This is a genomic window from Nonomuraea cavernae (assembly GCF_040655715.1).
GTDB lineage: Bacteria > Actinomycetota > Actinomycetes > Streptosporangiales > Streptosporangiaceae > Nonomuraea > Nonomuraea cavernae_A.
In genome coordinates this window covers 42,055-68,048 of record NZ_JBFAKL010000003.1, presented here as the reverse complement: position 1 = coordinate 68,048, position 25,994 = coordinate 42,055, and the positions used below count along the sequence as shown (strand labels likewise).

Sequence of the window (25,994 nt, the reverse complement as noted above, 5' to 3'; positions counted from 1 at the left end):
CCTGCCCTTTTGTCACGGTAGCCTCCTTCATCACAGAAGAGGACAGACCTCCGGATTGTCACACTCGTCCCGGGATACCCGCTTTACCCAGGATTGGTGTACCAAACCCGGTCTTGCCTGGAAGGTTCCCCCGCACGTCCATGACGCCAGAGACGAAGAAGTTCATCGACCTTCTCGAGAGCCAGCTCGGCTACTCGGAGAAGTCCGGCGCCTACACCAAGTTCGGCGACTGGTACGGCAAGAACGTCGAGTTCGACGCCGACTACAGCTCCGCGCCCTGGTGCGACATGCTGCTCTCGTGGGCCGCGCACAAGCTCGGCTACGAGGAGTGGATGGGCCAGTTCGCCTGGACCATCGGGCACGCCAAATGGTTCAAGAAGAACGACGCCTGGGGCCGCAAGCCCGAGCCGGGCGCCTTCGTCTTCTTCGACTGGGGCGGCTCCAACTCGATCGGCGCGATCGACCACGTAGGCGTCGTGACCAAGGTCGAGGGCAACACGATCCACACCATCGAGGGCAACATCGACGGCGGCGTCCTCAAGCGCAAGGAACGTGACACCAGCAAGGTCGTGGGCTACGGCTACCCGGCGCGGATCAAGGAACGCCTCGACCAGCGGCTGGTCGAGCAGCAGGCCAGGGAGAACGCCTCGCGCGACCGGGCGAACGAGCCCACCACCGAGAACTCCCCGGACCTCGGCCGGCTGCAGAACGGTCCACTCAGCTCCCTGATCCCCTACTCCGAGGTCCGCCAGGAGCCCCAGCCCGGCCTGAACGCCCAGATCAAGCCCTCCCAGAAGCGCCGCGACGAAACCCCGCAGGCGGGCGCCAGCGCTCCGGCCGCCCCTCAGGCCCAAGCCGCCAAGCCCCTGTCGTCCGACACGCCCCGCACGAGCGCCGCCACTCCCTCCACCGGCACCGGGCAGGCGGTCAAGAAGGGCAAGCACGCCAAGCCGGCCACCGCCGACACCAAGGCGGTGACCAGCGAGCCCCTTCCCGTCCTCGTCGACGCCTCCGCCTCCCACCCGGCTCCGGCGCTCGGCTCTCCCGCCCTGATCGGCTCCGCCCTGGTGGCCGCCCTCGCCGTGCTCGCCGTGGCCAAGACGAAACAGCTACGCGTACGGCCCGTGCTCGCCGTCCCGGCACCGGTGGCGCCCGCCCGGCGCGGTCACCACCGCCGCAAGCCCCGCACCGCCATCCGGGCCGCCGCGATCCTCGCCGCCCCCGTGCCGAAGACCGCCGAGCCGGCCACTCCGCTCATCGCCGAGCCCGTCATCCCGGCGCCTCTCCTGCCCGTCGGGGTCGTCGCCCTGCCGTTCGCCCAGGTCGTCGTTCCGGACATTCCCGAGGCGGCCAGCGCCTTCGACGCGTTCACGCCGTTCGCGCCGCCTCCGCTTGCCACCCGCGAACCCCGGCCGGTCCCGGCCGCCCCCTCGCCGTCCCCCACCCGGCACCCCTTCGAGAGCCCCATCCGCCCGCGCCGCCCCTTCGCGGCTCTGGACGACGCCTGGCAGGAGCTGGACAGCCTGCAGCGCCCGTCGCACGCCCACCGGAGGGACAGCGGCTACTACGGCCGTCGCCGTCGCAGTGGCCACCCGATCGAGGAGCCCGCGGCCTTCACGCCCGACGCCCCGCTGCGCGGCCGCCGCCACCGCACCTCCGACACCCACCGCACCTTCGACACCCACCGCACCTTCGACACCCACCGCACGTCCGACACCCACCGCACCGAGCCCCACCGCTCCGACCAGCGCTGGTCCGACCCCCGCTTCTCGGACCCCCGTCGCGCCGACCTCTCCTCCTGGCCCTCGCCCCGCCGGCTCGACGCCCACCGAACCGATCCACACCGTACGGATCAGCCCCGTTCCGACGCCTACTGGGCGGACGCCCTGTGGCCGATTCCCTCGGGCCTCGACGCGTACCGGAGTGCCGATCCCCGGGCGGACGAGAGTTCGCCCGACGTACCGCGCGGGCGACGTGGCCGCGTCGCGGACGCGCACTCCGACGAGCCGCTCGTGCGGGGTTCCGCGCCGCGTGGACGCCGCCACCGCGTCACGTCCCACGCCACGGAAGCACCCGCTCTGGTCGCGGCGGCCGGTCCGGGTAAGGACAGGGGCTCCCGCCGGGGCCGCCACCGCGCCTGACACGCTCCCGGCAGCCCCCACGTCTGGGAGTCCGCCGGTGCGGAGACGTTCCGATGCGCCAAGGGCAGTAAGGCGCTTCGGCCCGGCGGTCAGCGCTGGAAGGCGCGGGCGAGCGCGGCGAACCTGGTCTCCACAGCCCTGCGGCTCAGCTCGGTGGCCGGGATCAGCGCGTCGAAGCCGTGGAAACCGCCCGGATACAGGTGGAACTCGGTCGACACCCCGGCCTGGACGAGTCGCCGGGCGTAGTCGAGGTCCTCGTCCCTGAACACCTCCAGCTCTGCCACGTCGATGAACGCCGGAGGCAACCCTGACAGGTCCTCGGCCCTGGCCGGCGCGGCGTACGGGGAGACGTCGTCACAACCCATCCGGTCGCCGAGCAGGGCGGTCCAGCCGAAGAGGTTGGCCTCGCGGTTCCAGAACACGGACTCGGTGAACTCGTGGCTGGACGGGGTGGCGTTGCGGTCGTCGAGCATGGGAGACAGCAGCAGTTGGAAGGCCACGGCGGGGCCGCTCCGGTCACGGGCGAGCAGCACGGTCGCGGCGGCCAGCCCGCCGCCCGCGCTCATCCCGCCCACGGCCAGCCGTTCGAGGTCGATGCCCAGCTCGGCGGCGTTCTCGACGGTCCACACCAGCCCGGCGTAGCAGTCCTCGACGGGCACGGGGTGAGGGTGCTCGGGGGCGAGCCGGTAGTCGACCGAGACGACGACGCAGCCGAGCCGTTCGGCGTAGCCGACGAGGGTGTGGTCGTCCATCTCGGGGGCGCCGAGGATCATCCCGCCGCCGTGCACCCAGTAGAAGCAGGGCCGCCCGGTGCCGGACCCGGCCGGCTGGTAGACGCGCAGCCGCAGGCCGGGCCCGCCGTCGGGGTGCCGCACGTAACGGTTCTCGATGACGACGTCGCTCTCGGGCGCCGGAAGGCCGGCCAGCATCACCTGGAGCTGGGCCCGGTGGTCGGCGATGCCCTCCATGGTCGCGGTGGACGCGTCGAACACCGGGACGAACAGTTTTTCCAGCTCCGCACGGAGTTCGGGGTCGAGATTGGGATGGGAAGCCATCGATTTTCCTTCCACGGGCCACTTGCCGCACTTCTTGGTGATCTCGGAGCGTTCCAGAGGCAATCGCCGTCCCGTCTTTTTCGCCCACCTAAACGGGACGAAACCAGGTACTAGCTCCGCGGGAATAGTTGAAAGACGTACGATTGGCGCATGGCCGCAACCCCAGAAACGATGCACTGGCGGGGAGTGCATCACCTCGCCCTGGTGACCGCCGACATGGACGCGACCGTGCGGTTCTGGCACGGTGTGCTCGACGCCCGGCTGGTCACCACCCTCGCCATCCCCGCGTTCAGGCACTACTTCTTCGAAGTGGGGCCGGGCAACACGATCGCCTTCTTCGAATACACCGACCAGGAGCTCGACAGCTTCGCCAAGCCGGCCGGCGTCCCCTACGCCCGCGCCGCCCAGTTCGACCACCTGTCGCTGCACCTCCCCGACGAGGACGCCCTCATCAGGATGCGCGACCGGCTCAAGGCGCACGGATGCGAGGTCACCGACGTCATCGACCACGGCTTCCTGCGTTCCATCTACTTCAGCGACCCCAACGGCATCGCCCTCGAAGCCTCCTGGTGGACCATCGACCCGACCGGCCGGCCGGTGGACCACGCGGACGAGCGGCTGTTCTCCGACCCCGATCCGGTGCCGGCCGTACGTGAGCTGCGCGAGACCGGCGAGCTGGCCCACACCGTGAGCACCCGGCTGGTGGACGGCATCATCGAGGACCTCCGACGCGAAGGAATCACCCTGGAGCCCTGACCCTGACTCTCCGATGACACGACCCGCGGCGCCTGTCCTCCTCACGGGAGGGCAGGCGCCGACGTGTGGGAAGCACGCTTTCCGGCATGTGGCGAAGAGGTTGCGCTCCGATCCGTCGATGCGTAAGTTGATCACCGCCATTCGACGCCGATGCCCATGGGAATTCTCTCGTCGGCGATCCGAGCTCCGGATTGCCGCCCTGGCCGGCTCTCCTTGCATTGTTAGCCCGCGCAACGGATGAACGCGTGAAGGCTTACTCCGGAGAGGAAATGATGAAAAGGGCTTTAGGTTCCGCGCGACGCGCCACTGTGGCGGTCACCGCCGCGAGCGCCTTACTCGTAAGCATTACGGGCGGCGCCTCCGCGACCGCCTCCGCAGCGGCCTCCACGACGGTCAACGCGTCAGCAGACACCACGTACACGCAGGTCACCCAGGACGGCGACAACAGCGCCAGGACCACCCTGGCGACCTGTCCTTCACTGTGCGACGGAAACTCCAGCGGTGAGCGCATGGCGGTGGTCGGGTTCACGGTGGCGGGGCTGCCCGCCGGCGCCTCGAACATCACCGCGCGGCTCGAGCTCTATTCTTGGACCGCCTTCGCGAGCACCACCACCTCCGTTCACAAGGCGAGCGGCGGCGCCGGCGGCACCGGAACCTGGGCGAGCAAGCCGACCCTCGGCACCGCGCTCGACACCAACACCGCGGTGACGAAGGGCTACAACGCGTGGAACGTCTCGTCGACGGTGAAAGGCAACGGCGCGGTGACCTTCGCCGTTCGTCAGTCCACCCGAAACACCCGGGTTTACTGGGGGTCCAAGGAAAACACCAACACCGCCGCGCGGCCACGGCTGGTCATTTCCTACACCGCGCCCAGTCCCACACCAACGCCGACGGCGTCCCCGACCCCGACCCCGACGCCCTCGCCCGGCCCCGGCTGGCGGCTCGTCTGGTCTGACGATTTCGACGGCACCGCGCTGAACACGGCCAAGTGGCGGGCGCGGGATTCGTACGTCGACTATGACCGCGCCTGCATCACCAGCCGCGCGAAGAACGTCTTCGTCGCGAACGGTTCGCTGACCCTCCGGGTGCACAAGGAGAACCACACCTGTGGCGGCGCCACTCGGCCCTACACCACCGGCTACGTCGACACCATAGGCAAGGCGTCGTTCGCCTACGGCCGGTTCGAGGCGCGGATCAAGTCGCCCAACGGGCCGGCGAACTCGCGCGGCCTGTGGCCCGCCTTCTGGATGCGGCCCGACGACGGGGGCAACGGCGAGATCGACGTGACCGAGCTTCCCGGCGGCGCGAGCTACTACAAGGCGGCGACTGCCGCCATCTTCCGTGACTACAAGCCCACCAAGAACGACTTCCGCTACACCTTCCCCACGGGTCACCCTGGCGACGGCTTCCACACCTACACCACCGAGTGGGAACCAGGCGTGATCCGCTGGTACGTGGACGGTCGCGAGATCTGGCGCCGGGACGGCGACACGACGTCGTGGCTGGAGGAGACCTTCGGCGCCGACGACACCTACAAGCGCAAGTTCCACCTGCGGCTGAACTTCCAGGTGGGCGGCTGGCTGGGCGACCCCGACGCCAGCACCACCTTCCCGGCCGACTTCGTGGTCGACCATGTCCGGGTCTGGCAGCGCTGACCCGAAGGACAAGCCTGTCCCGCAGAGCGATCCGGCCCTGCGCCCGCTGACGCTGAAGTACAGTCTAGTGAACTGTACTTCAGCGGCAGCGGAGTAGCTCATGGTGACCAAGCCCGCCTATATATTCGACCGCTCCTGGGAATGGGAGGCGCTGACCGACTTCGCTACCGGCCCCCAGCCAGAGGTGGCCTTCGGTGTGGTGAGCGGCCGTCGTCGCCAAGGCAAGACCTATCTGCTCCGCGCCCTGGCAGAGGAGTTGGGTGGGTTCTACTTCGAGGCGACCGAAGGCACGGACATCGAGCTGCTCCGGCTCTTCGGCATGGCGCTCGGCAAGCACACCGGCTCTCCGGTCGGCCTCCCGTTCGCCGACTGGCAGGACGCCCTGACCTTCATGTTCGCGTTGCCCAAGGACCGTCCCATCCCCCTGGTCATCGACGAGTTCCCCTATCTGATGAAGGCGAATCCCGCCTTGCCGTCCATCCTGAAGCAGGAGATCGACCTGCGGGGCCGCACCCACCGCGGAACGAGCCAGGCGCGAGTGCTCATCTGCGGCTCGGCGCTGTCCGTCATGGGCAAGGTGCTGTCCGGCCAGGCTCCGTTGCGTGGCCGGGCCCGTCTCGAGCTCGTGGTCCAGCCCCTGCCGTTCCGTGAGGCCGCGGAGTTCTGGGGGCTGGACGATCCGCGGCTGGCCGCGATGACGCACGCCATCGTCGGAGGCACTCCGGCCTACCGGGACGAGTTCGTGGCCTCGGACACTCCCGCTTCTCTTGACGACTTCGGTTCGTGGGTGGTCCGCACCGTACTGAACCGGCAGCGCCCCCTGTTCCGCGAGGGCCGCTATCTGCTCGCCGAGGAAGCCGACATCCGTGATCCCGCCCTCTACCACTCCGTCCTGGCGGCGATCGCCGAGGGCAACCACACGTGGGGTCGCATCGCAGGGCACATCGGCTACAAGTCCTCCGACATCGCACATCCCCTACGGGTGCTGGAGGACTGCGGACTGGTGGTCAAGGAACGCGACGCCTTCCAGACGAGTGCCACGTGCTACCGCATCGCCGAACCGATCATTGCCTTCTACCAGGCGATCATGCGTCCCGAGTGGGCGGCCCTCACGACGGGACACGCGGATCAGGTGTGGGGGCGGGCCCGCGAGCGCTTCTCCAGCGCCATCATGGGCCCCCACTTCGAGACCCTTTGCCGGGAGTTCGCGCTGAGATACGGCGAAGACCTGTTCGGCGGGGTCGGCGAGGTAGCCGCGGGCACCGTGACCATCCCCGGAAACCGGGACAGGAAGGAACGCAGGATCCAGGTCGACGTCGCCGTGCTGTCGCCCGCCTACCCGGGCGAGCCCAGAGCCGTCCGCGCCCTGGGCGAGGCGAAGTGGGGCAAGGTCATGGGACTGCGCCATCTGGACAGGCTGCGCCAGGCTCGCGACCTCCTCGACGCCAAGGGATACGACACCCGCGAGACGGTGCTGACGTGCTACAGCGGCAAGGGCTTCGACGACGACCTCAGAGCGGCCGCACAGGCAGATCCACACATCCTCTTGGTGGACCTTCCCACCCTCTACGGCCGCTGAGATCTCGTACAGCTTCACATGGGGGACGAATGAGGCTATTCTAAGAGTCCTTAGAATATTCGATAAGGAGCTTGCCATGTCCTACCCCGACGCCCGCTACCTTGACGAGAACGGTGCCGCCAGCGGTGTCCTCAGGTCCGCCGGCCTGCCGCCGGACCTGAGGATGGGCCCGAAGACCGACGACCCGGCCGAGAGGCCCACCGAGGTGCACTACCTCGGCACCGGCGCCTCGACCGGCGGCGCCTTCGGCCTCTACCGATGGGAGATGGGCCCGCGCAGGAGCGGCCCGAGCCCCCACTTCCACCGCACGATCACCGAGTCGTTCTACGTTCTCGACGGCACCATCAGGCTCTACAACGGCGAGCGGTGGGTGGACGGCAGGCCGGGCGACTTCCTGTACGTGCCCGAGGGCGGCATCCACGCCTTCTGTAACCAGTCGGGCGAGCCCGCCTCGATGCTCATCCTGTTCACCCCCGGCGCCCCGCGAGAGGCCTACTTCGAGGAGCTGGCCGACATCGCCACCACCGGCCGGCAGCTGACCCCCGAGGAGTGGACCGACGTCTACCTCCGCCACGACCAGTACATGGTCTGATGTCCGGCTTCCCCGAGGAACCGATCTACGAGCAGCTCGCCCGCATCGGCAAGGCCCTGTCCAGCCCGGTGCGGCTGCGTCTGCTCGACGTGCTCGACCAGCGCGAACGCACGGTCGAGGAGCTGGCCGAGGAGGCGGGCGTCCCGCTGAAGAACACCTCGGCCCAGCTCCAGCACCTCAGGGCCGCCCACCTGGTGACCAGCCGCAAGGACGGCACCCGGGTGCACTACCGGCTGGCCGACGAGCGGGTGTCGCGCTTCCTGGGCGAGCTGCAGGGCTTCGCCCACGGGCGCCTCGCCGACCTGCGCGACGCGGTCGCGGAGCACCTCGGGGCGCTGGAGGGCGTCACGGCCGACGAACTGGCCGCCCGCCTCACCGACCCCGACACGGTCGTCATCGACGTACGGTCCGCGGCGGCCTACGCCGAAGGCCACGTCCCCGGCGCCATCTCGGTGCCCCTGGCGACCCTCCAGGACCACCTCGACGACCTCCCCCACGACGCGGAGATCGTCGCCTACTGCGGCGGCCCCTACTGCGTCGTCTCCCCGAAGGCGGTCCGCCTCCTGCGCGCCCACGGCCACACCGCCCGCCCCCTGGACGGCGGCTTCACGGCCTGGCGCCGCTCCGGCCACCCCTCCACCCCCTGAGCGGCGGCGGCTCAGGCTCCGATCCGGTCCATGGACGGGTCCATGACCCCCAGCTCGCGGTAGCGGCCCGCGTGGAAGACCAGCGGCTCGCCTTCGTGCCACTGGAAGTGCTCGACCTCGCCGACGAAGATGCGATGGTCACCGGCCTCGTACGCGGTCACCGTACGGCAGGCGAAGAAGGCCAGGGCGCCGGCGAGAGCCGGCAGCCCGCTGGGCGTGAGACGGGTCTCCACTCCGGCGAACTTGTCCGGCGCCGGCCTGGCGAACCGCTGCGACAGGTGCTCCTGCCCGCAGGCCAGGACATTGACGGCGAAGCGCCCGGCCCGCAGAAACGCCTGGGTGCTCGGCGCCCGCTTGGACAGGCACCACAGCACCAGGGCGGGGTCAAGCGAGACGGAGGCGAACGAGTTCACGGTGACCCCGATCCGCTCCCCGCCCGGCGCGCAGGTGGTGACCACCGCCACCCCGGTGGCGTAGCGGCCGAGCGCGTCACGCAGGGTCCTCATGACGCGCTCGCCAGGTAGTCGCGGGCCGCGCCCGGGTCCATGAACCACTCGGCGAAGTCAGCCGGGTCGTCGAACCCGTTGACGAAGCGGGAGGCCACCGCGGGCAGGGAGCCGGCGGCGCCGAGGATCTCCAGCACGTGCGGCGGCGGAGGGGCGAGCAGGGCATTGGTCCACGCGGTGGCGTGCCGGGCGCCCGCCCAGTAACGCTCGAAGGTGGCCTCCATCCACGCCTGGTCGAACGGCTGGTCGCCGCGCTCCAAGACGGCGGCGAGGTAGGCCGAGGCGCACTTGGCGGCGTTGTTGGCGCCCTGGCCGGTGATGGGATCGTTGAGCACCACCACGTCGGCGACGCCGAGCACCGGGGCGCCCGTCGGCAGGACGGCGACGGGCCGGCGGACCGTGGGCGCGAACCGGCCGGCGAGAGTGCCGCGCTCATCGGTGAGCTCGACGCCGGCGCAGCGGGCGGCCTCCCACGGCAGGTAGGTCTCCAGGATCGAGCGGCTCCTGGCCAGGTGCTCAGCGGGGGTGAAGACGTCGCCCCAGCAGTCCATCGGCCCGCCGGGGATCCCCTCGAACACCATGATCTCGCACGGCCCGGTGACGGTGAGCGCGGGAAAGACGAAGTACTCGCCGACGCCGGGGATCAGGTTGAAGCAGACCGCGGAGTGTTCCGGCCGGGGGGTGAGCCCGTTGACGTAGGTGAGGGCCAGGGCGCGCTGCGGGACGTCGTACGGCGAACGGGCGGCGTCCCGCTCGAACAGCGAGGCGATCTTCCCCTTGCCCGCGGCCACCAGGACCAGGTCGTGCCGGGCCGCGTACTCCTCCAGGTCGCCGGGCGTCGCGTCGTGGATGACGACCTTCCCGCCCAGCCTCTCCACCTCGGCGAGCCAGGCGGGCATCTTCAGCCGCTGGTCGACCGAGCGGGCGGGTTCGTCCAGCCGGGCCGCCCAGCCGATGGCCTTGCCACCGTCGGGCCCGGGGACGGCGAGCTGGATCCCGTCGATCGGCGGGCAGTCCGGCCACAGGTCGAGGCCGAGGTCGCGCTCGTGGCCGAGTGCGGTGCCGAACATGGCCTGGCTCGACGTGACCCGGCCGTCCCTGATGTCGTCGGGGGTCCGGTTGGAGACGACGGTGACGCCGTAGCCGTTGCGCAGCAGGCCGAGCGCCAGGTGCAGTCCGGCCTGCCCGGCGCCGACGATGAGGATGTCGCGCATGGTGGTGGTCCTTCTGTGTGCTGGAGTGGATGCTCAGAAGGTACGTTTCGGTGCCGTACGCCATCCATCCGCTGAGCGCGGGTTCCGTCCAGTTGACGCGGAGTTTCGCAGCGTCGCCGACGGAGCCTGGCCGTACCTGTCCCGGTAGGCGGCGGCGAAGCGGCCCTGGTGCGGGAAACCCCAGCGGGCGGCGACGACGGTGACCGTGACCCGCGCCGGGTCGGCGGCCAGCAGTTCCTCGTGCACCCTGGCCAGCCGCACATCACGCAGGTGTGCCATCGGGGTCAGCCCCAGGTGCGTGCGGAAGCCTTCCTGCAGCGAGCGGGTGCTGACCGCGACGGCCCCCGCCACGTCGGCGGTGTTGATCGGCAGGTGGGCATGCTCCTCGATGAACCCCATCGCCCGCCGCACCACCTTCGGCACGGCCGGCCGCCGCGGCGCGGCCAGCTGCGGCCAGTAGTTGGACGGCTGCATGGTGAGCAGGCTGGACAGGAGCGCGTTCTCCAGGTGGGCGAGGGCCAGCGACTGCGCGGCCAGCCCGCCGCCGTCCTCGGCCGCATGGACGATCAGGTCGGCCATCGCCCGCCAGCTCCGCGCCCAGCCGCTGGTCATGTCCACGCCCAGGTCGAAGACGAGCGGCCGGTCGAGCCGCTCACCGAGCATCTGCTCCAGGGTCTGCTCGACGGTCACGCGGTCGAACTTGACGATCAGCTGCGGGCACCGCGCAGCCCAGCGCATGTCGAGATGCTCCGTGGGCGACGGCAGCGAGGCCAGCGACGGGGTGGAGACGATCTCCTGCCCGCCGCAGCGGATCAGGCTCTGCCCGGCCAGGGGCACCTGCACCAGGAAGAACGACTCCAGTTCCCCCGGCTCGATGCGGACGTCGGTGCCGTAGTCGAGGTAGCTCACCCGTACTGAGCCGAGCTGCGCGGAGTTGAACCGCGCCGCCAGCAGGGCGGGATCGCCGGTCAGGTCCAGCCGGTGCGCGCAGAACACCCGCCCCACCTGCTCGCGGACCTCGTCCGGATCCGAGCTGGCGAACAGCGGCGTATTGTCCAGCAAAACCCTGTGCCCCATCGAGCGCCCCGCCTTCGCACGTATCCGGGTGACACATGATCATCGTCGAAGCGGGCGGCGGCGTTCCAGGTAGAAGTGCACACAACCACAGTTCAGTCGGCGCCGCTCTACGGGAACGACCGGTCAAAGGGCGAACGCCGCCCGGGTCCACGTGTACTGGGCGTCCAGCACCTCCCCCAGCAGTTCGAACAGCATCCCCTCCGGCCGGACCCCGATACGCGAGGGCACGTCGTGACGACCTGACGGGTCCCGATCGACGATCAACGCGACCTGGCCGCCTGCCCGATCGACGCCCAGCGCCACCGCGGCCTCCCGGGCATCCACGCATGCCTCCGCATCGCCCTCCCGGTAGTAGCCCTCGGCCAGGTTCGCCAGCAGCGCCCTGGCGGCCTGGCTGTGCTCCGGCGTCATGGCACGGGCCGCGATGACGAGCACCACCGCGTCCACCCGCATGGTGGCCGCCAGCCGCTGACGCGCCTGATCGAACGACCCCTTGGACGGCACCGGGCTCGCCCTGATCGAGTCGGCGAGCATGCGGAGCAGCGTGGCCGGATCGAGGGCCGCCGCTCCCGGGCCACATTCGTACGGCAGGAAGCCCACCATCGGGAACGGTGGATCGGGCAGCGTGTTGTAACCGAGGTAGAGCCCCGATCCTTCACACATGCTGAGAGGAGAGGAGGTCAGCGCACCGTGGGCCACCTGTCCCAGTCCCCCGCACCCGTGGTCGGGAAGGCCATCGGCCGGCTTGAGCATCGACATGCACGCATTGTGACAGAGAAATTACTCATGGCTCATGGATCAATACACCAACCCAACCCTCCACCCTCCCCATTAGCACCAGAGGATCAGTGGGATCCACCTCCGTGCCGTAAGGACTGCCGTCACAAATGCGACGGATGAACCGGTAAGCGTACGTGCCTGCCGGCTTCCCGCATCTGGTGAAGCAGCTTGAATCCCTCGTCACGAGCACAACATCCATCCTGGACGCCTTCAGAAACGATTTCGGCCGTGTCCCGGGTGGTGATGCCGCGAGCACGCGCGTACTCGGCGGCGTCGCGATCGTCAGTGATCCAGTAGGAGCGGGCGAACTGCGGCCAATTGAGCATCACGTAGCAGGTCTGCGCCTCGCCCAGGTGTTTCAGCGGCTCCCGGAGGGTGCCACCGAAAGCGGCTCTGCGGATGGCGTCAATCTCTCGGATAGCTTTCGGATCGTCCACTTCGATCGGCTCGCCAAGCCACTGGTCGCGTGCGATCGAGGACAACTCGGGGTAGACGCGCGAAGACCGCTCCGCTTCGTACGCGATCGCTTCGACCCATCGCCCACGGCCGCGGAGGATCTTCTCCAGGAGAGGCAACTCAGAAACCGCCGCAAAGTTACACAGCACCGTGTTGTCGGGGAACCAGTAGTAGGTCATGGCGTGAGAGGAAAGTCCTCTCTCGGTTCGCTGATGGCCTGGCGAAGAGTGGCGGTGTCAACGCCAAGGAGGTTGGCGAAAGGCCGCAACGTCGCCTTGCCGTCGGCGTACGCCTGGTACGTGGTGCGTACGAGCGAGGTCGGGACGCGCGGCCGGGAGGCGGAGGCGATCCACTCCGCGAACACACTCATCGCCCCGGCCAGCCGAGCAGCGGACGCCGCGGTCATCCGCCCCAGAACGTCGAACTGCCGGCGATCGATCAACTCAAGCCCCAGCAGCCGCCAAGCTAGGTTGACCGGCGTCACCCACAGGCGGCACGCCAGGCGGGCGAACGACTCTTCGGACCAGGTGAGCCGGGCGGCTTCCGCTCGCAACAGGGCTTCGGGCAGGAGAAACTCCGCCGCGAAGGCATTGGCTCGCATCTCCGTGGGTCTCTTCCGGTGGCCGGCGTCGTGCAGGTTGGCATCCAGGTGGAGGCCCTGATCGTCTCCGGCCAGCAGGTGGCCCAACTCGTGAGCGATCGTGAAGCGCTGGCGAGCGGGAACCCTGGAGGTGTTCACCACCATGAGCCGGCAATGCTCATCCGCCCAGCCGAGCCCGTCGAACCCGTCTGGGAGGCGCACAATGCGGACATCCACCCCGAAGGCTTCCTCCAGCGGATCCGCCAGATCCCGTTTCTCCCAGGGATCGAAACCCGATCGCTGAGCATGATCACGCGCCTTCTCCGCGAGCCTGCGCCCTTGCTCAACGCAGAGGCCCGACGTTGGCACCGGCCCGAGCGCTACGACCTGGCGAGAGTAACCGAGGTAGGACAAGTCAGCCCGTAGCTGAGCGAGCGTCTCCGCCTCCCGTACCGCCTCCTCGGTCGGACTCGACGACACAGCCGAGGACCGGGCGGCTACAGACGGCATGCCCGTGGCCGTTCCGAGAAGCCAGTCGACGGACGCTCCACCGACGTCCGCGATGCGCGCCAGGTCCAACGACGTGAAACGACGCTTCCCCGCCAAGGACTTGGACATCTTCGAAGGATCGAGCCCCGTCTTGGCAGCGAACTCAGCTTGAGTGAGCCCACTCCGCGCGATCAGCTCCCGTACACGCTCCGCTATGTCCCCGGCCATAGGCTGACGATACTGCCGACTTGCGAAAATCGCAACACAGCTCACCACCAGGACACCTCAGCCGCCTGACCAATCGATGAGGTCCCCGGTGAAAGCACGAGATCCCAGATTGATCACGAAAGTGCGCCAGGTCGGAGACTCCTTCCCAGCGCGTAGCGGGGTTGATAACACTGGCGGACCGACCAATCGAACCTCAGTTGCGAAGGTGCGCGCCATGTATTCACCACCGACACCGGCGTTACGCCAGGTACGCGGCCTGGCCCACCTGGCACTCGTCGCGCTGGCGCTCGACTGCCTCGTGGGCCTCGCCGCCGCCGTGATCGACATGCAGGAAATAGCGATCATCAACCGGATGATCGACGCCCCCGACTCCGTCAGCGACGCGGAGATCGAGACGAGCGACGCCATCTATGCCGCGTCGGCCATCGTGGTGGCGGCGGTCTTCGTCGTGGCCGCCGTAATGTTCCTGATCTGGCTCTTCCGGGTCAGGGCGAACGCCGAGGTGCTCGCGCCCGGTGAGCACCGGTACGGCAGGCCCTGGGTGGTCTTCGGGTGGATGGTGCCGATCATCTCCTTCTGGTATCCCAAGCAGATCGTCGACGACATCTGGGGCGCCTCCCATCGAGCCGGCACCGGTCCGTCGCCCCGCTCCGGACTGGTCACCGTCTGGTGGGCGAGCTTGATGATCGCGTCCTTGGTGTCCAACGTAGCCGGCCGCATGTTCAGGGCCGACGACCTGGAAGGCATGGCCCTCGCCGCCAAGTACGACATCGTGAGCATCGCGCTGTGGCTCGTCGCGGCGGCACCGGCGGCCCTGGTGATCTCGCGCATCACCGGCGCGCAGGAAGCACGGCGGCTGGCTCCTTCCGTCGCACCCGCCTACTGACCTCGCGAGCGGGCATGAGACCGGATGCTCGTAGACCACCCGGTTGCCCGCGTGCTCTCGACGAGCACGCTGCCGAACCAGGTGACAAACATCGGCTGCCGCAGGCGCACCGCACGCGATCACATAGAGAACCCAGCGTTCTTCTACAGCGCCCGTATGGCGTGATCCTGTTACTGGGTTGCGACGCTTGGGGACCACTCCTGGGCGAAGGTCTCCATCTGGTTCAGGACCAGTTCCGTCGCAGTAGGTTCCATATCCGGCGGATAACCATGCTTGGCAAGGAGGCGCTTGATCGTCGAGCGCAGCTTGGCACGGACGTCGTCACGGGAGACCCAGTCAGTCGTGATGTCACGCTTCATCGCCTTCACCAGATCGCGGGCGATGTCGGCCAGCACGCCGTCACCCAGAACATCGACTGCCGCGTCATTCTGTGCGACCGCGTCGTAGAAAGCCAGTTCGTCGGTGTCGAGTGCCGGAGTGAACCGCTTGCCACGGTCCGCGTCGGCGGAGACCTCGCGCGCCATGGCAACCAGTTCGGCGATGATCTGGGCAGTGGTGAGGTGCTGATTCGTATATTTCGTCATCAGCGCGATGAGCCGGTCGGAGAAACTTCGCTGCCGGACGACGTTGTGCTTGGTGACCTTGCGCATCTCCTGCTCGATCAGCCGGCGCAGCGCCTCGATCGCGAGCTGTGGGTGCTTGGCCTGCTGCATTCTCGATAGGAACGCCTCGTCCAGATGCGCCAGGTTGGGGCGAGGCATTCCGGCCGCCTCGAACAGGTCGGTCACGCCTCCGGCCTCTACGGCCCCTGCGGTGAGCTGCCGCAGGTACAGCTCCACGTCGGCGGGGACCGGCTGCCCGTTGGCCTGCCGCTCGGCTGCGTCGTACTTGGCCATCCAGACCCGCACCTCGGCGAAGAATGCGATGTCGTCGCGGAACTTGTTAAGCTCCCCACTGCTGGAACACAACGCCCAGAAACGGGCGAGACGCGAGGACTCCCGACGGAAGCGTTCCTTGAGCGTTGGCTCCTCAGGATCGTGGACCTGATTGCCGGGAGTGAGCGCGCTGCGGAGGTAGTTGACCGCGCCCAGCACCGTATCCCGGTACGCGCTCGGGGACCGAGAGGCCAGACCTGCCCGCCAAGCGAACCCGGCGAGGATGGTGCCGCCGATGACCTCGACAAGGTCGCGGACCTTGGCGATCGCATCCTCCAGGTCCCGGCCGAGCGGCTTGGTCTCGATGTCGCGCGTGGTGTACTCCTGTAGCGCCGCATACAGATTGTCAGTGATCGGCGCGTACCCGACGAGCAGCCCGTCCTGCTTGGCCTGGAAGGTGCGATTGACTCGGGCGAGGGTCTGCATGAGCAGCGCGCCCTTCATCGGCCGGTCCAGGTAGAGGGTGTGCAAGGGTGGGGCGTCGAACCCGGTGAGCAACATGTCCTTGACGATGATCAGCTCAAGAGCATCGTCCTCGTCCTTCATCCGGCTCTTGATGGCCTTCTGTACCGAGGGTTTGCGGACGTGCCTCTTGATGAACTCGTTCTTCTCACCGGGCTCACCACTGTAAACGACCTTGATCTTGCCCTGGTCAGACTGGTCCGAGTGCCAGTCCGGCTTTAGGGCGATAATTTGCTCGTACAGCTTCGCGCAGATCTCCCGTGTGGCGCACACGATCATCCCCTTGCCGGGGCCGTCGATGAACGGGCGCATCTCCGCCGAGCGCGCCGCCCAATGGTCGACGATGTCGTGGGCAAGCTTCTTCAGCCGATCGGGCGCGCCGTACATCGCGTTCATCGCCGCGACGGCCTGCTGGATCCGCTCCCGCTCGGCCTCGTCCAGACCAGTGGTGATCTTGTCTGCCTCTTCGTCGAGCTCCTCCTGGTCAACACCCTCGGCAAGGGTGAGCGGGATGTGGCGGCTCTGGTAGTAGACCGGGACGGTAGCTCCATCGTCCACGGCCCTCGTCAGGTCGTAGATGTCGATGTAGTCGCCGAACACCTTGCGGGTATCACGGTCGGCCTCGGAGATCGGCGTGCCAGTGAAGGCGATCATCGTCGCGTACGGCAGCGCGTCGCGTAGATGCCGGGCGTACCCATTGAGGCTGTCGTAGTGGCTGCGGTGCGCCTCATCCACGATCACGATGATGTTACGCCGCTCAGAGAGGGTGGGATGGTTGTCCCCTCGAGCCCTCTCCTCCTTCGTCAGGCCGAACTTCTGCAGCGTGGTGAAGTAGATCCCGCCGGTCGTGCGGTTGGACAGTTCGGTCCGGAGTTCTTCTCGGCTGGTGACCTGTCTGGGCCTCTCCGGCAGCAGTTCACTGACCTTGAAACCGTCGAAGAGTTGGTCGTCCAGCTCTGTCCTGTCCGTGAGCACCACGATCGTCGGGTTGCCGAGACTTGCGTGGCGCAGGACCTGTGCGGTGTAGAGCTCCATCTCCAGGGACTTGCCCGAGCCCTGGGTGTGCCAGACCACCCCGGCCAGCCCGTGGCTGCGTACTGCCTCAACCGTCTTCTCCACCGCCTTCGACACCGCGAAGTATTGGTGAGGCTTGGCCACCCGCTTGAGCAACCCCTCGTCGGTCTGCGCGAAGGCCACGAAACCGTCGAGCAATTCAATGAGCCGCCGCTGCTCGAACAGTCCGTGCAGAGTCAGGTTGAACTCGGAGTCGCCCCAGTCGGCGGCCGGCTGCGGCACCGGCACCCCTGACTCATCCACATTCCATGGAGCGAAGTGGTTGAAGGAGGTGAACGCGGTGCCGTACTTGGTTTCAAGACCGTCCGTGATCACACACATCACGTTGCACCGAAACGCCCACGGCAGCTCGTTCACGTAGGTCATGAGCTGGGCATGGGCGATCTCCGGGGTGGCGTGCGGATCACCGGCCTTCTTTAACTCGATGACGGCCACGGGGAGCCCGTTGAGATACGTCACCACGTCAAATCGACGGCTGGCGTCTCCATCGACCACGCGTACCTGTCGCACCGCGAGAAAGTCATTGCTGTACGGCTGACGCCGATCGATCAAGTGGATGGTCGGGTTCTGCTCGGCTCCGAACGCATCGGTGAAGACGACGCTGCGCACACCCTGGGTCAGATACTCGTGAACCCGAAGGTTCTCGCTCTTGGCATCGAGCGACTTCGGAGTCATGACCAGGTCCACGACCTCGTCCAAGGCCGCCGGAGGGAGCTGCGGATTGATCCGCTTGATCGCCTCTCGCAGTCGCCCCGGGATGATCAGCTCGGCCCAGGACTCCCGCGCGCCCGTCTCGAAGACCTCCGATCCCGGAGCGATCTTCGCGCCGTCGGTGGTCTCCCAAGCCAGCTCCCCCAGGGTTTCCAGCGCGAACGTCTCCCACTGCTCCTCGGAAAGCTTGCTGCCCATGAGGTCCTTCAATCGTCCTGTGTACGACGGTGCCGCTGATCGATGTCGTTCTCGGCTCGTTCGAGCTCGTCGAGCACGTCGGCGTCATCCCCGGCCAGGAGTTCGCGTAGCTCCCGCTCGGCCTCCTCGTCAGCGCGGGCCGTCTCCAGAGCCAGCCGCTGGGCGTCAAAGTCGTTGAACCGCTCTTGCGCGGTGGCGGTGGCGTCGTCGCTCGGCACGCGTCCCGCACCGGAAAGCACGCCCATGTCGTTCATGGCAATGAACCGGTCCGTGGCCTCCACCCACTCGGCCATGGTGATCTGCTGCCTGCGCCGGGCTCGCAGTTCGGCGAAGTCCAGGAATTGGGTGGTCAGCATGTTCAAGGTGGTGACCTCGTCGGAGGACAGGTAGTTCTTGGAAACCGTGATGTCGCCCTTGCGGACGTGGCTACCTTTCCAGGACGTGAGGCCCATGTTGGGCTTGGCCGGATCGGCCCGCTTGACGATCAGCTCGGCAGCGGTATGGCCGGTTACGGCGTAGACGAGCTTGTTCTGGATGCTGGCGAAGAACGTTCTGGCCAGGGCGGAAGCCTTGTCGTAGTCGGCACTGGTCTCCGCGAACAGGTCTCTGATTTTCTGGTAGAACCGCTTCTCCGAGGCGCGGATCTCACGGATCCGCTCCAGCAATTCGTCGAAGTAGTCGAACCCGCCGGGCTCCTTGAGCCGCTCGTCATTGAGGACGAACCCCTTGACGAGGTATTCCCGTAGGGTCGTGCTGGCCCACTGCCGGAACTGGATCCCTCGCGGGGACCGGACGCGGTAACCGACCGCGAGAACCATGTCCAGGTTGTAGACGAGCACCTCCCGCCGTACCTGCCGTGAGCCTTCCAATCGAACTATTTCCTCTTGGGAAATAGTTGCCTCTGTCAGCTCTCCGTCCTCCAGGATCTGGGTGATCCGCTTGTTGATGTTCGCCACACCGGTGTCGAACAGCTCGGCCATCTGCGCCTGCGTCAACCAGACCGTTCCACTGGCCGCTCGCATTTGGATCTGTGACCGCCCGTCCTCAGTCCGATAGAGAATCAGCTCTCCACCGTCACTCGTCATGTGGCGTTCTCCACGAGTTTCTCCGCATCCCGGACCTTGATCTCTCCAGACATCAGCTTCGGCAGCAGCGTATCCCGCAATATGCTGAGCGATCTCGACTCACGCTGCCGATGCGCCGACATTTTCTCAAGTGCACCTAGTTTGCTGATAAGTGCCAGCGACTCTCGTGAATCCGGAATCTCAATTGACAGCGACCGAATATCGGCCAGGTTTAGATAATCCGCCATGTCTGTCTGACTTTTGAGAGAGCCGGCCTGAGACCAGAACGATCCACTCCTGAACCAGAAGAACAGATATGCAGAAGTAAGGGGACTAGCTTCGGGGGCTCGGAAGTAACACACCTGCGGACTGTAGACGAACTCAGGATCATGCGCCTGAATGACGGCAACCCTTCCCACTGTCCCTTTGGTCGTCAGAATCACATCTCCTGCCTGAGATATCTTCCCTCCCATTGCACTGCGATATTGACTCCTTACACAATCTTGCAATGAAGGTTCAATTCTTCCATTGAGAACTTCCGCCACTCGCAGAATCGGAATCCCAGGCTTCCCAAGCTCCGGACGCTTGGTCCGATATCCATCCCCAAAAACTAGTTCACTCCGGGCAACCAAGTCGCCGATTCGGCGCATAGATGACATGGAGTTGCGAAGAGCGCGAAAGAGTGTATCCCCGAGGATATAACACGTATCGATGATGCGATCGTTGACAGCGATCTTCTCGTCAATCGCCCCTATCAGCGTCGTTATTGCCTCTCGATCTTTCTTTGGAGGCATGATTATAGGAATGCGGCGTACATCGCGTAGATTGAGCGTGGCCTGCACGGTGGTCGTCTGCCACATCCGTATATAGCCTTGAGCCAAATCCGAAGATAGACAGATATGTACCCAATTATTTGATACGTTATGGGCGACTCGCAAAACAGCGATTGCTCGGGCAACATTCCACCCCGCTAGAGACGGTGGGGCTATCGAGCTTTCACCTACTGTTCCAACCAAGGTGAGCAGGACTTCGCCACCTCTCAGGCGCGTGCGTTGATATTTATCCTCGATCTCGCGCGACACACGAAGAACATCATCCACAGCAACCTTCCTGTTGCGAATATTCTTAACTCGGAGAATTGGAACACCGAGAGGATCTTCGATTCCCGGCTGAACTATGCCATAGGAAATACCATTATTCTCGAGCAAGCTTTCCAGATCACGGTACGCCCAGCCATCAGGAAGGGACGGAAGGTCCAGTATTTCCGACTTAGACATCGATACGCTCCAACTGCCGACGGACGGCCTGTTCTAGCCGAGCGGACTCCTCGAAGTATGCAAGGAGTTCCTTGGTGAGGCGCTCGATCTTCTCAGCGACAGGTTCGTCGTCGGAATTATCGACCTTTGCTGCACCGACGTACCGACCTGGGGTAAGAACGTGGTCGTGCTTGCGGATCTGGTCGAGGTCAGCTGAATAGCAGAAGCCCGGCTCATCCTCGTAGAGGATGCCTGATTCGCGGGCAGAACCCCTACCTCTCCAGGCATGATAGGCACCTGCGATCTTGGCAATGTCCTCATCAGTTAGGACGCGCTCAGTTCGGTCGAGCATCGTCCCCATGGTGCGCGCGTCAATGAAGAGAACCTGGCCGGACCGGTCGGTCTGACCACCTCGGGCGGACTTGTCCTTAGTAAAGAACCACAGGCAGGCCGGGATCTGCGTCGTACGGAAAAGCTGCGGAGGTAGGGCGATCACGCATGCGACCAGGTCGCCCTCGATAAGTGCGGCACGGATCTCGCCCTCTCCGGACTGCTTGGACGACATCGACCCGTTGGCCATGACCACACCCGCGCTGCCCCGAACACCGAGCTTGGAGATGATGTGCTGCATCCAGGCGAAGTTCGCGTTGCTCGCCGGCGGCACGCCGTACCGCCAGCGCGCGTCGTCGACCTTGCGGTGCCAGTCCGACATGTTGAACGGCGGGTTGGCCAGGATGAAATCGGCCTTCAGGTCTGGGTGCTTGTCCTCGTAGAAGGTGTCGGCCCATCTCGTCGACAGATCGCCGGCGATGCCATGGATGGCGAGGTTCATCTTGGCCAGCCGCCAAGTACGCTCATTGGCTTCCTGACCATAGGCGGCAATGTCGTCGCGACGCCCCCGGTGGGCGAGGACGAACTTCTCGGCCTGAACGAACATGCCACCGGAACCACAGCAGGGGTCATAGACCCGGCCCTTATAGGGCTCCAGCACCTCGACCAGGACCTTGACGACGCTGGCGGGCGTGTAGAACTCGCCACCACGCTTACCTTCGGCTCTGGCGAACTTCTCCAGGAAGTACTCGTAGACCTCGCCGAGCACATCACGTGCGCTCTTGCCATCGTGCCCAGTGAAGCGGGCGTCGCTGATCAGGTCGACCAGTTCGCCAAGGCGGCGCTGGTCCACGTTGTCCCGGTTGAAGATCTTGGGTAGAACACCGGTGAGCTCGCTGTTCGCCTTCATGATGACGTCCATCGCCTGGTCGATCAGCTCGCCAATGTTCCCGGACTTGGCCTGGGCCGCGAGGCTTCCCCAGCGAGCGGTGTCGGGCACCCAGAAGATCTCTTCGCGCTTGTACTCGTCCCGGTCTTCGAGGAACGCCTCCAACCGCGATTCCGGCACCCCGTCGGCCAGAGCCTCCTTGCGAATCTGCTCGCGGCGCTCAGCGAAGGCGTCCGAGACATACTTCAAGAACACCAGGCCGAGCACGAAGTCCTTGTACTGCGCGGCGTCCATGGAGCCACGGAGCTTGTCGGCGGACTTCCACAGGATCTCGTGCAGCTCGGCCATGGTCTGCGCGCCGGGCATGCCGGGCAACCCCATCTGGCCGTTGCTGCGCTTACGCGGAGGCATCGATCTCCTTGTCAATCGTCGATGAGGAAATGTCGGAGTTCAGAGTGAGTGTTCCGGATCCGAGGCCGGTGACGGCGAGTCCGGCCAATTCGTCCAGCATGGCGAGCTCCTCGCGCACGGCACGGCGGCGTTCGTCGAGAGTGGCCAGCAGCACATCAAGCCCGGCGACGAGGTCGGGCTGGAGCTGGGGCACTCGGTACTCCTCAAGCCGTCGGGCGGGTCGCGGGCTGCCGGCCACTCGGGGGCTCGCGTTGTCAGCGAGGAGTGCGGCAAGAACGCGCGGGGTGAACTGCTCGCGTCCAGTATCGGAGATGCGCAGGATCCGCGCGGGAATCTCCACCAACGAACGTCCTTCGTAGTCGACCATCACCCCGAATTCGGGCACGGTCATCACGATGACATCGCCTGGCTGGGTGAGCTGTGCCCGAGGGTAGTGCTCGGTCAGCGTCAGGATGTCGATCATCCGCGTGCCAATCTTTCCGCGACCGAGAATCTCGAGTGCGCCGATCACCGGATAGTTGCCGGTCGGGCCAAGGTGCTCCGACCTCAACCGGCTGCCCTGCCGCAGGCGCACGTATCCAGTCCTGACCAACTTGGCGAGCGTGGCGATGTCGACACGACGTCCGGTGCTCTCCGCTAGCCCACTTCTGATCGGCGAGCCGCCAAGATAGGCGCGTACGCCGGACCAGTAGAGCTCACGCTCCAACTCGTTAGTGCGAGCAATCGTGACGGCAGGTGCCGGCGTCGCCCCCTGGGTGGCGTTCGCCGACCCGGCGATCAGCGCTTTGGGAGCGACGGTCAGATCCTCGATGCTTACTTGGACCGCGAAGCGCCGCGCGTGCTCCTGCGGCGTGAAACCGGACCGCCGCCACGTCACGACATCCTCGATCAACGCATCAACGATGTCCGCCGAGAGTGCCTTTTCGGAGACATCAGCCAGCAGCACACGACGCTGCCAACGCGGATCAGGTTCTGGCGTGAGCACCCAGATCGCCGTCTGGTAGCCCGGCCTGTACGGCACCAGCCCGCCGGGCAACCGGATCACGGCTTCCACCATGCCGGTCTTCAGCAAGTCGGCACGTCTACGTTCCCCGCGCGAGAACGGCTTCAACTCGTCGGTCAATACTCCAGCGGGGCCCAGAATCACCGCAGTTCTTCCCTTATCCAGCCGTAGCGAGATGTCGTCCATCCACCCCAAGACTTCAAGGGCGGAACGCTGCTCGGCCGGCATGTAAGGAACTTGGGTGAGGACGACGTCGGGATCACCGGTCTCGTCCGGAAGCTGGTCACCTATGCGGATGTCCACGTCCATCGCCGGGATCTCATGGACGGCCAGCCGTCGGCGCGTTAGCCGTACCAAATAGGGATCGCTCTCGGCAGCGGTGAACATGGGCGAGTCGTCCCGCAACAGCCGTGCCGCAGCAGCAAGGAAATCACCTGGTCCCGCTGCGAGATCGGTCACCAGCACTGAGCCACCGGTGTCCCTGGCCTTCTCACGAACGCCACTCACTCCCGCGATCAACCGGGCGAGCTCCGGGACGACCGCGGAGGCGTACAACTCGGTGGCGTCGAACCTGTGGCGCTTGGCGAGCAACCGTTCAAAGGCGTTCGCACCGCTGTATGCCGCTTCGACGAGGTCGTCAACAGCCCCAGCCAGCCAGCCGCAGCTCGCCGGGATCGCGTTGATCTCCGAGTGGAGGAGCTCGTCCTTGCGATCCGCCCGAGCCGCGCGGTCTCGCAAACCAGCCAGAGGATCATCGGTCCCGTCAGCCAGCGGCTCGTCGTCGAGGAAGCGCAGGCAGATCAGGGCTGTGACGGCGGCGACCAATTCCTTACCGGGTAATGCCCGCCCAAGCCGAGCCAGCGTGTAGAGGCTGAGGTCCTCCTCCGCCTCATGCGGCTCGACTCGCCCGGTCATGGCCAACCACTCGGCGATCTCGCGAGCGTCGAAGAACGGCTGACCGACATCGTCGCTGACCGGGCGGGGGAAATCAGGGTGTCTGCGGCGCCAGTTGGTGACCACCGGGCGCTTCACGTCGGCCATCTCCGCGATCTCCGTCATCGACATCAGCGGGGCCGCGACACCCACTCGGTCACCTCCTGCTCTCTTCTCCTGCGAAACCTACTCCAAGACCGACCAAACCGCATTCAGCTTGCGCTGGTAACCCCTGTTACCAATGACAGAACTTCTATTTTGCCCTTCTCGATCGTTATCACGCCGCACCGTTGTTCACAGCACTCCCTGATGCCCCGCCTCCAACGGCAGGCATCTCCCGCGAGAAGGAGCCCATCAATGACCAGCACCACTGCCAAGCGCACCCTGTACCGGCTCAAGGGCATCGCCCCGACCATCGAGGCGATGTGCGACGCCCTTGACATGGCGCAACTGATCTCAATCAGCGCCGACCTCGAGATCCTCACCGACGAGTTCGGCGTGCCGGCGATCCTGATCGATGGCGTGTTCGCCAAGACCGAGGCAAGCTGGTACGCCGACCTGCGCCGCACCAGCCGCCGCCAGGTCTCCCGGCCCTGCGTCAACCCTGCCTCGCTGCTCATGTTCGCCCTGGACGATGAGGTGTACGCCATCGGTTATGGGCTCGGTCACCACCTCATCGCCGACCGTCTGAAGGACAAACGCTTCGGGCTGCGCTTCGCCATCCGGCAGGTCAACCCCGCCGAGGTCAACGACCTCGTCCGGCAGACGCCGGGCAGTGGGAAGACCGACATCACTCTGGTTCCCGGCGGAGCATCCGTGAGGACCTTCGGCATCGAGGAGCACGCGCAGATCGTCCGTACGATCGGCGGTCGGCTCGATGGCGTGAAGCTCACCGTCTCCAGCCGGACGCGGGCGCGGGTCTCCAGCGCTCACGGCGGGGTCGGCCTCCGGCTGCATCTCGGAGTGGAGGGCTCGGATCTCCTTTCCGACGCTCGGGAGATCTCCCGGATCTGCCGCGAAGAGCGCCCGCATCCGGACCTTGAATTCGTCGAGCACATCACCGAGGTCGTGGATGCGGCCCTCATCGCCCGGCTGGCGGAGGCATTGGACGACCTACTGGGCCAGCCCGACGAGGGCCGGGTGGCGGGAGCCGTGCCTCAGGGCAAATGGGATCATTACCTGGCCACCCGTGCCTTCCGTATCCGGATCAACAGCCGGCAGGGGCAGGTGGGCGACACCTTCAACCTCCCCTACCTGCTCGACCGGCTGCGCGTCCAGCGAGCGGGCACGAGAGTCACGGCCCTGAGCCAGGGCAAGGTCGTTCTCTACGACGACAGCCGCACGCGCAGCGACGACGTGATCTGGTTCTCCAGCGCCCTGCGGTGGGTTGAGGCCGATGTGGCGCTGGACGACCGGCGGTTCTTCCTTCTCGACGAGGACTGGTACGAGATCGGACCCGCGTACCTCGCCACGGTGCGCGACCGGGTGCAGAAGCTGATCGTCTCCTCTGCCACGGATGACCTGCCTGCCTGGGACCTGGCGCATGACGAGCACCGCTTCTGCGAGGACATCGAGAACTTCGGCCGCGGCTACCTCTGCATGGACAAGAAGCTCGTGAAGACCCGCCTGCACCGGGGCAACGGGGTTGAGATCTGCGACGTGCTCTTCCCCGACGGGACCCTGATGATGGCTAAACGCGCCCATCGGGCGGGGGCGCTCAGCCATCTCTTCAAGCAGGTGCTGGTGGCCGTTCAGGCGCTGCAGCACGACCCTGAGGCGGTGGCGGGGTTCCGGGAGAGGGTTGCGCAGGCCCCTGGGGGGTGGAGTCTGCCGGAGGGCTTCCAGCCCAAGAGGGTCGTGCTGGCGATCCTCCTGAAAGATGGCACCGAGCTCACCGCCGATACCCTCTTCCCTTTCGCGCAGGTGGCCCTGCTGCATACCGCCACTGTTCTCCGGGCCTGGGGAGTCACGATCGAAGTCGTCGGAGTCCGTAGCCGTCCGTGCGCCTGCGGCGTGCAGAGCTAAGGAGTCGAACTTCCCGTTGAGGTAGGTGCTATCCCGCGTCGGCACCTACCTCAACAGATTCC

The 25,994-nt window shown here is 66.3% G+C and carries 20 protein-coding genes; 8 read left to right on the top strand and 12 right to left on the bottom strand.

The genetic code is table 11. The features are described 5' to 3' along the window. Nucleotides 1-140: 140 nt before the first annotated feature. Entirely contained in the window at nt 141-2,141 is a 2,001-nt protein-coding gene (locus AB0I38_RS05625; protein WP_358462456.1) for a CHAP domain-containing protein, read from the top strand. Between the two features lie 89 nt (nt 2,142-2,230). Here AB0I38_RS05625 and AB0I38_RS05620 read toward each other — a convergent pair whose 3' ends face one another. Then, a complete protein-coding gene (locus tag AB0I38_RS05620) occupies nt 2,231-3,196 on the bottom strand; it encodes an alpha/beta hydrolase (RefSeq protein ID WP_358462453.1) in 966 nt (321 codons plus the stop codon). Nucleotides 3,197-3,346: 150 nt separating this feature from the next. Between AB0I38_RS05620 and AB0I38_RS05615 the strand changes: the two genes are divergently transcribed. From AB0I38_RS05615 to AB0I38_RS05595, 5 genes are all read left to right on the top strand, one after another. Beyond that, the gene (locus AB0I38_RS05615; RefSeq protein ID WP_189127117.1) at nt 3,347-3,952 is read left to right on the top strand and encodes a VOC family protein; all 606 of its coding nucleotides are present in this window, start codon (nt 3,347-3,349) and stop codon (nt 3,950-3,952) included. Nucleotides 3,953-4,260: 308 nt separating this feature from the next. Beyond that, nucleotides 4,261-5,607, top strand: a complete 1,347-nt coding sequence (locus AB0I38_RS05610; protein WP_358462450.1) for a family 16 glycosylhydrolase — start codon at nt 4,261-4,263, stop codon at nt 5,605-5,607. A 100-nt stretch (nt 5,608-5,707) separates the two neighbouring features. After that, nucleotides 5,708-7,186, top strand: coding sequence for an AAA family ATPase (locus AB0I38_RS05605; RefSeq protein WP_358462447.1), 1,479 nt, complete (start codon nt 5,708-5,710; stop codon nt 7,184-7,186). 76 nt (nt 7,187-7,262) lie between these two features. Next, nucleotides 7,263-7,778 carry a cupin domain-containing protein gene (locus AB0I38_RS05600; protein WP_358462444.1) on the top strand — a complete coding sequence of 172 codons (516 nt, stop codon included), beginning with the start codon at nt 7,263-7,265 and terminating at the stop codon, nt 7,776-7,778. Next, nucleotides 7,778-8,425, top strand: coding sequence for an ArsR/SmtB family transcription factor (locus AB0I38_RS05595; protein ID WP_358462441.1), 648 nt, complete (start codon nt 7,778-7,780; stop codon nt 8,423-8,425). The genes AB0I38_RS05600 and AB0I38_RS05595 overlap by 1 nt, the downstream gene beginning before the upstream one ends. A gap of 11 nt (nt 8,426-8,436) precedes the next feature. On the opposite strand, the gene AB0I38_RS05590 is transcribed toward AB0I38_RS05595, so the two are convergent. The 6 genes from AB0I38_RS05590 to AB0I38_RS05565 form a co-directional block, all read right to left on the bottom strand. Continuing rightward, on the bottom strand, nt 8,437-8,931 hold the full coding sequence (locus tag AB0I38_RS05590; RefSeq protein WP_358462438.1) for a flavin reductase family protein: 495 nt from the start codon (nt 8,929-8,931) through the stop codon (nt 8,437-8,439). Continuing rightward, nucleotides 8,928-10,145 carry a styrene monooxygenase/indole monooxygenase family protein gene (locus tag AB0I38_RS05585; RefSeq protein ID WP_358462435.1) on the bottom strand — a complete coding sequence of 406 codons (1,218 nt, stop codon included), beginning with the start codon at nt 10,143-10,145 and terminating at the stop codon, nt 8,928-8,930. The genes AB0I38_RS05590 and AB0I38_RS05585 overlap by 4 nt, the downstream gene beginning before the upstream one ends. 33 nt (nt 10,146-10,178) lie before the next feature. Next, nucleotides 10,179-11,222 (bottom strand): AraC family transcriptional regulator, encoded by a 1,044-nt coding sequence (locus AB0I38_RS05580; protein WP_358462432.1) that lies wholly within the window; start codon nt 11,220-11,222, stop codon nt 10,179-10,181. Nucleotides 11,223-11,345: 123 nt separating this feature from the next. After that, entirely contained in the window at nt 11,346-11,885 is a 540-nt protein-coding gene (locus AB0I38_RS05575; protein ID WP_358462429.1) for a hypothetical protein, read from the bottom strand. A gap of 218 nt (nt 11,886-12,103) precedes the next feature. Next, nucleotides 12,104-12,637, bottom strand: coding sequence for a hypothetical protein (locus AB0I38_RS05570; RefSeq protein ID WP_358462426.1), 534 nt, complete (start codon nt 12,635-12,637; stop codon nt 12,104-12,106). Then, nucleotides 12,634-13,755, bottom strand: a complete 1,122-nt coding sequence (locus AB0I38_RS05565; protein ID WP_358462423.1) for a helix-turn-helix domain-containing protein — start codon at nt 13,753-13,755, stop codon at nt 12,634-12,636. The genes AB0I38_RS05570 and AB0I38_RS05565 overlap by 4 nt, the downstream gene beginning before the upstream one ends. A gap of 214 nt (nt 13,756-13,969) precedes the next feature. Here AB0I38_RS05565 and AB0I38_RS05560 point away from each other — a divergent pair, with 214 nt between their 5' ends. Further along, the gene (locus AB0I38_RS05560) at nt 13,970-14,641 is read left to right on the top strand and encodes a DUF4328 domain-containing protein (RefSeq protein WP_358462420.1); all 672 of its coding nucleotides are present in this window, start codon (nt 13,970-13,972) and stop codon (nt 14,639-14,641) included. 170 nt (nt 14,642-14,811) lie between these two features. Here AB0I38_RS05560 and AB0I38_RS05555 read toward each other — a convergent pair whose 3' ends face one another. The 5 genes from AB0I38_RS05555 to AB0I38_RS05535 form a co-directional block, all read right to left on the bottom strand. Next, complete coding sequence (locus AB0I38_RS05555; protein ID WP_358462417.1) at nt 14,812-18,021, bottom strand: type I restriction endonuclease subunit R; 3,210 nt, start codon at nt 18,019-18,021, stop codon at nt 14,812-14,814. 8 nt (nt 18,022-18,029) lie between these two features. Continuing rightward, on the bottom strand, nt 18,030-19,016 hold the full coding sequence (locus AB0I38_RS05550) for a virulence RhuM family protein (RefSeq protein WP_358462415.1): 987 nt from the start codon (nt 19,014-19,016) through the stop codon (nt 18,030-18,032). Nucleotides 19,017-19,102: 86 nt separating this feature from the next. Then, nucleotides 19,103-20,362 carry a hypothetical protein gene (locus AB0I38_RS05545; RefSeq protein WP_358462412.1) on the bottom strand — a complete coding sequence of 420 codons (1,260 nt, stop codon included), beginning with the start codon at nt 20,360-20,362 and terminating at the stop codon, nt 19,103-19,105. Beyond that, complete coding sequence (locus tag AB0I38_RS05540) at nt 20,355-21,971, bottom strand: type I restriction-modification system subunit M (protein ID WP_358462409.1); 1,617 nt, start codon at nt 21,969-21,971, stop codon at nt 20,355-20,357. The genes AB0I38_RS05545 and AB0I38_RS05540 overlap by 8 nt, the downstream gene beginning before the upstream one ends. After that, nucleotides 21,958-24,060 carry an N-6 DNA methylase gene (locus AB0I38_RS05535; protein WP_358462406.1) on the bottom strand — a complete coding sequence of 701 codons (2,103 nt, stop codon included), beginning with the start codon at nt 24,058-24,060 and terminating at the stop codon, nt 21,958-21,960. Before AB0I38_RS05535 ends, AB0I38_RS05540 begins: the two co-directional genes overlap by 14 nt. Before the next feature lie 204 nt (nt 24,061-24,264). On the opposite strand from AB0I38_RS05535, the gene AB0I38_RS05530 reads away from it, so the two are divergent. Further along, entirely contained in the window at nt 24,265-25,932 is a 1,668-nt protein-coding gene (locus tag AB0I38_RS05530; RefSeq protein WP_358462403.1) for a TIGR04141 family sporadically distributed protein, read from the top strand. Nucleotides 25,933-25,994: the final 62 nt, after the last annotated feature.

Coding starts and splice junctions, on each gene's coding strand:
- AB0I38_RS05625 (WP_358462456.1), top strand. CDS start 141: ATGACGCCAGAGACGAAGAAGTTCATCGACCTTCTCGAGAGCCAGCTC.
- AB0I38_RS05620 (WP_358462453.1), bottom strand. CDS start 3,196: ATGGCTTCCCATCCCAATCTCGACCCCGAACTCCGTGCGGAGCTGGAA.
- AB0I38_RS05615 (WP_189127117.1), top strand. CDS start 3,347: ATGGCCGCAACCCCAGAAACGATGCACTGGCGGGGAGTGCATCACCTC.
- AB0I38_RS05605 (WP_358462447.1), top strand. CDS start 5,708: ATGGTGACCAAGCCCGCCTATATATTCGACCGCTCCTGGGAATGGGAG.
- AB0I38_RS05600 (WP_358462444.1), top strand. CDS start 7,263: ATGTCCTACCCCGACGCCCGCTACCTTGACGAGAACGGTGCCGCCAGC.
- AB0I38_RS05595 (WP_358462441.1), top strand. CDS start 7,778: ATGTCCGGCTTCCCCGAGGAACCGATCTACGAGCAGCTCGCCCGCATC.
- AB0I38_RS05590 (WP_358462438.1), bottom strand. CDS start 8,931: ATGAGGACCCTGCGTGACGCGCTCGGCCGCTACGCCACCGGGGTGGCG.
- AB0I38_RS05585 (WP_358462435.1), bottom strand. CDS start 10,145: ATGCGCGACATCCTCATCGTCGGCGCCGGGCAGGCCGGACTGCACCTG.
- AB0I38_RS05580 (WP_358462432.1), bottom strand. CDS start 11,222: ATGGGGCACAGGGTTTTGCTGGACAATACGCCGCTGTTCGCCAGCTCG.
- AB0I38_RS05575 (WP_358462429.1), bottom strand. CDS start 11,885: ATGTGTGAAGGATCGGGGCTCTACCTCGGTTACAACACGCTGCCCGAT.
- AB0I38_RS05570 (WP_358462426.1), bottom strand. CDS start 12,637: ATGACCTACTACTGGTTCCCCGACAACACGGTGCTGTGTAACTTTGCG.
- AB0I38_RS05565 (WP_358462423.1), bottom strand. CDS start 13,755: ATGGCCGGGGACATAGCGGAGCGTGTACGGGAGCTGATCGCGCGGAGT.
- AB0I38_RS05560 (WP_358462420.1), top strand. CDS start 13,970: ATGTATTCACCACCGACACCGGCGTTACGCCAGGTACGCGGCCTGGCC.
- AB0I38_RS05555 (WP_358462417.1), bottom strand. CDS start 18,021: ATGGGCAGCAAGCTTTCCGAGGAGCAGTGGGAGACGTTCGCGCTGGAA.
- AB0I38_RS05545 (WP_358462412.1), bottom strand. CDS start 20,362: ATGTCTAAGTCGGAAATACTGGACCTTCCGTCCCTTCCTGATGGCTGG.
- AB0I38_RS05540 (WP_358462409.1), bottom strand. CDS start 21,971: ATGCCTCCGCGTAAGCGCAGCAACGGCCAGATGGGGTTGCCCGGCATG.
- AB0I38_RS05530 (WP_358462403.1), top strand. CDS start 24,265: ATGACCAGCACCACTGCCAAGCGCACCCTGTACCGGCTCAAGGGCATC.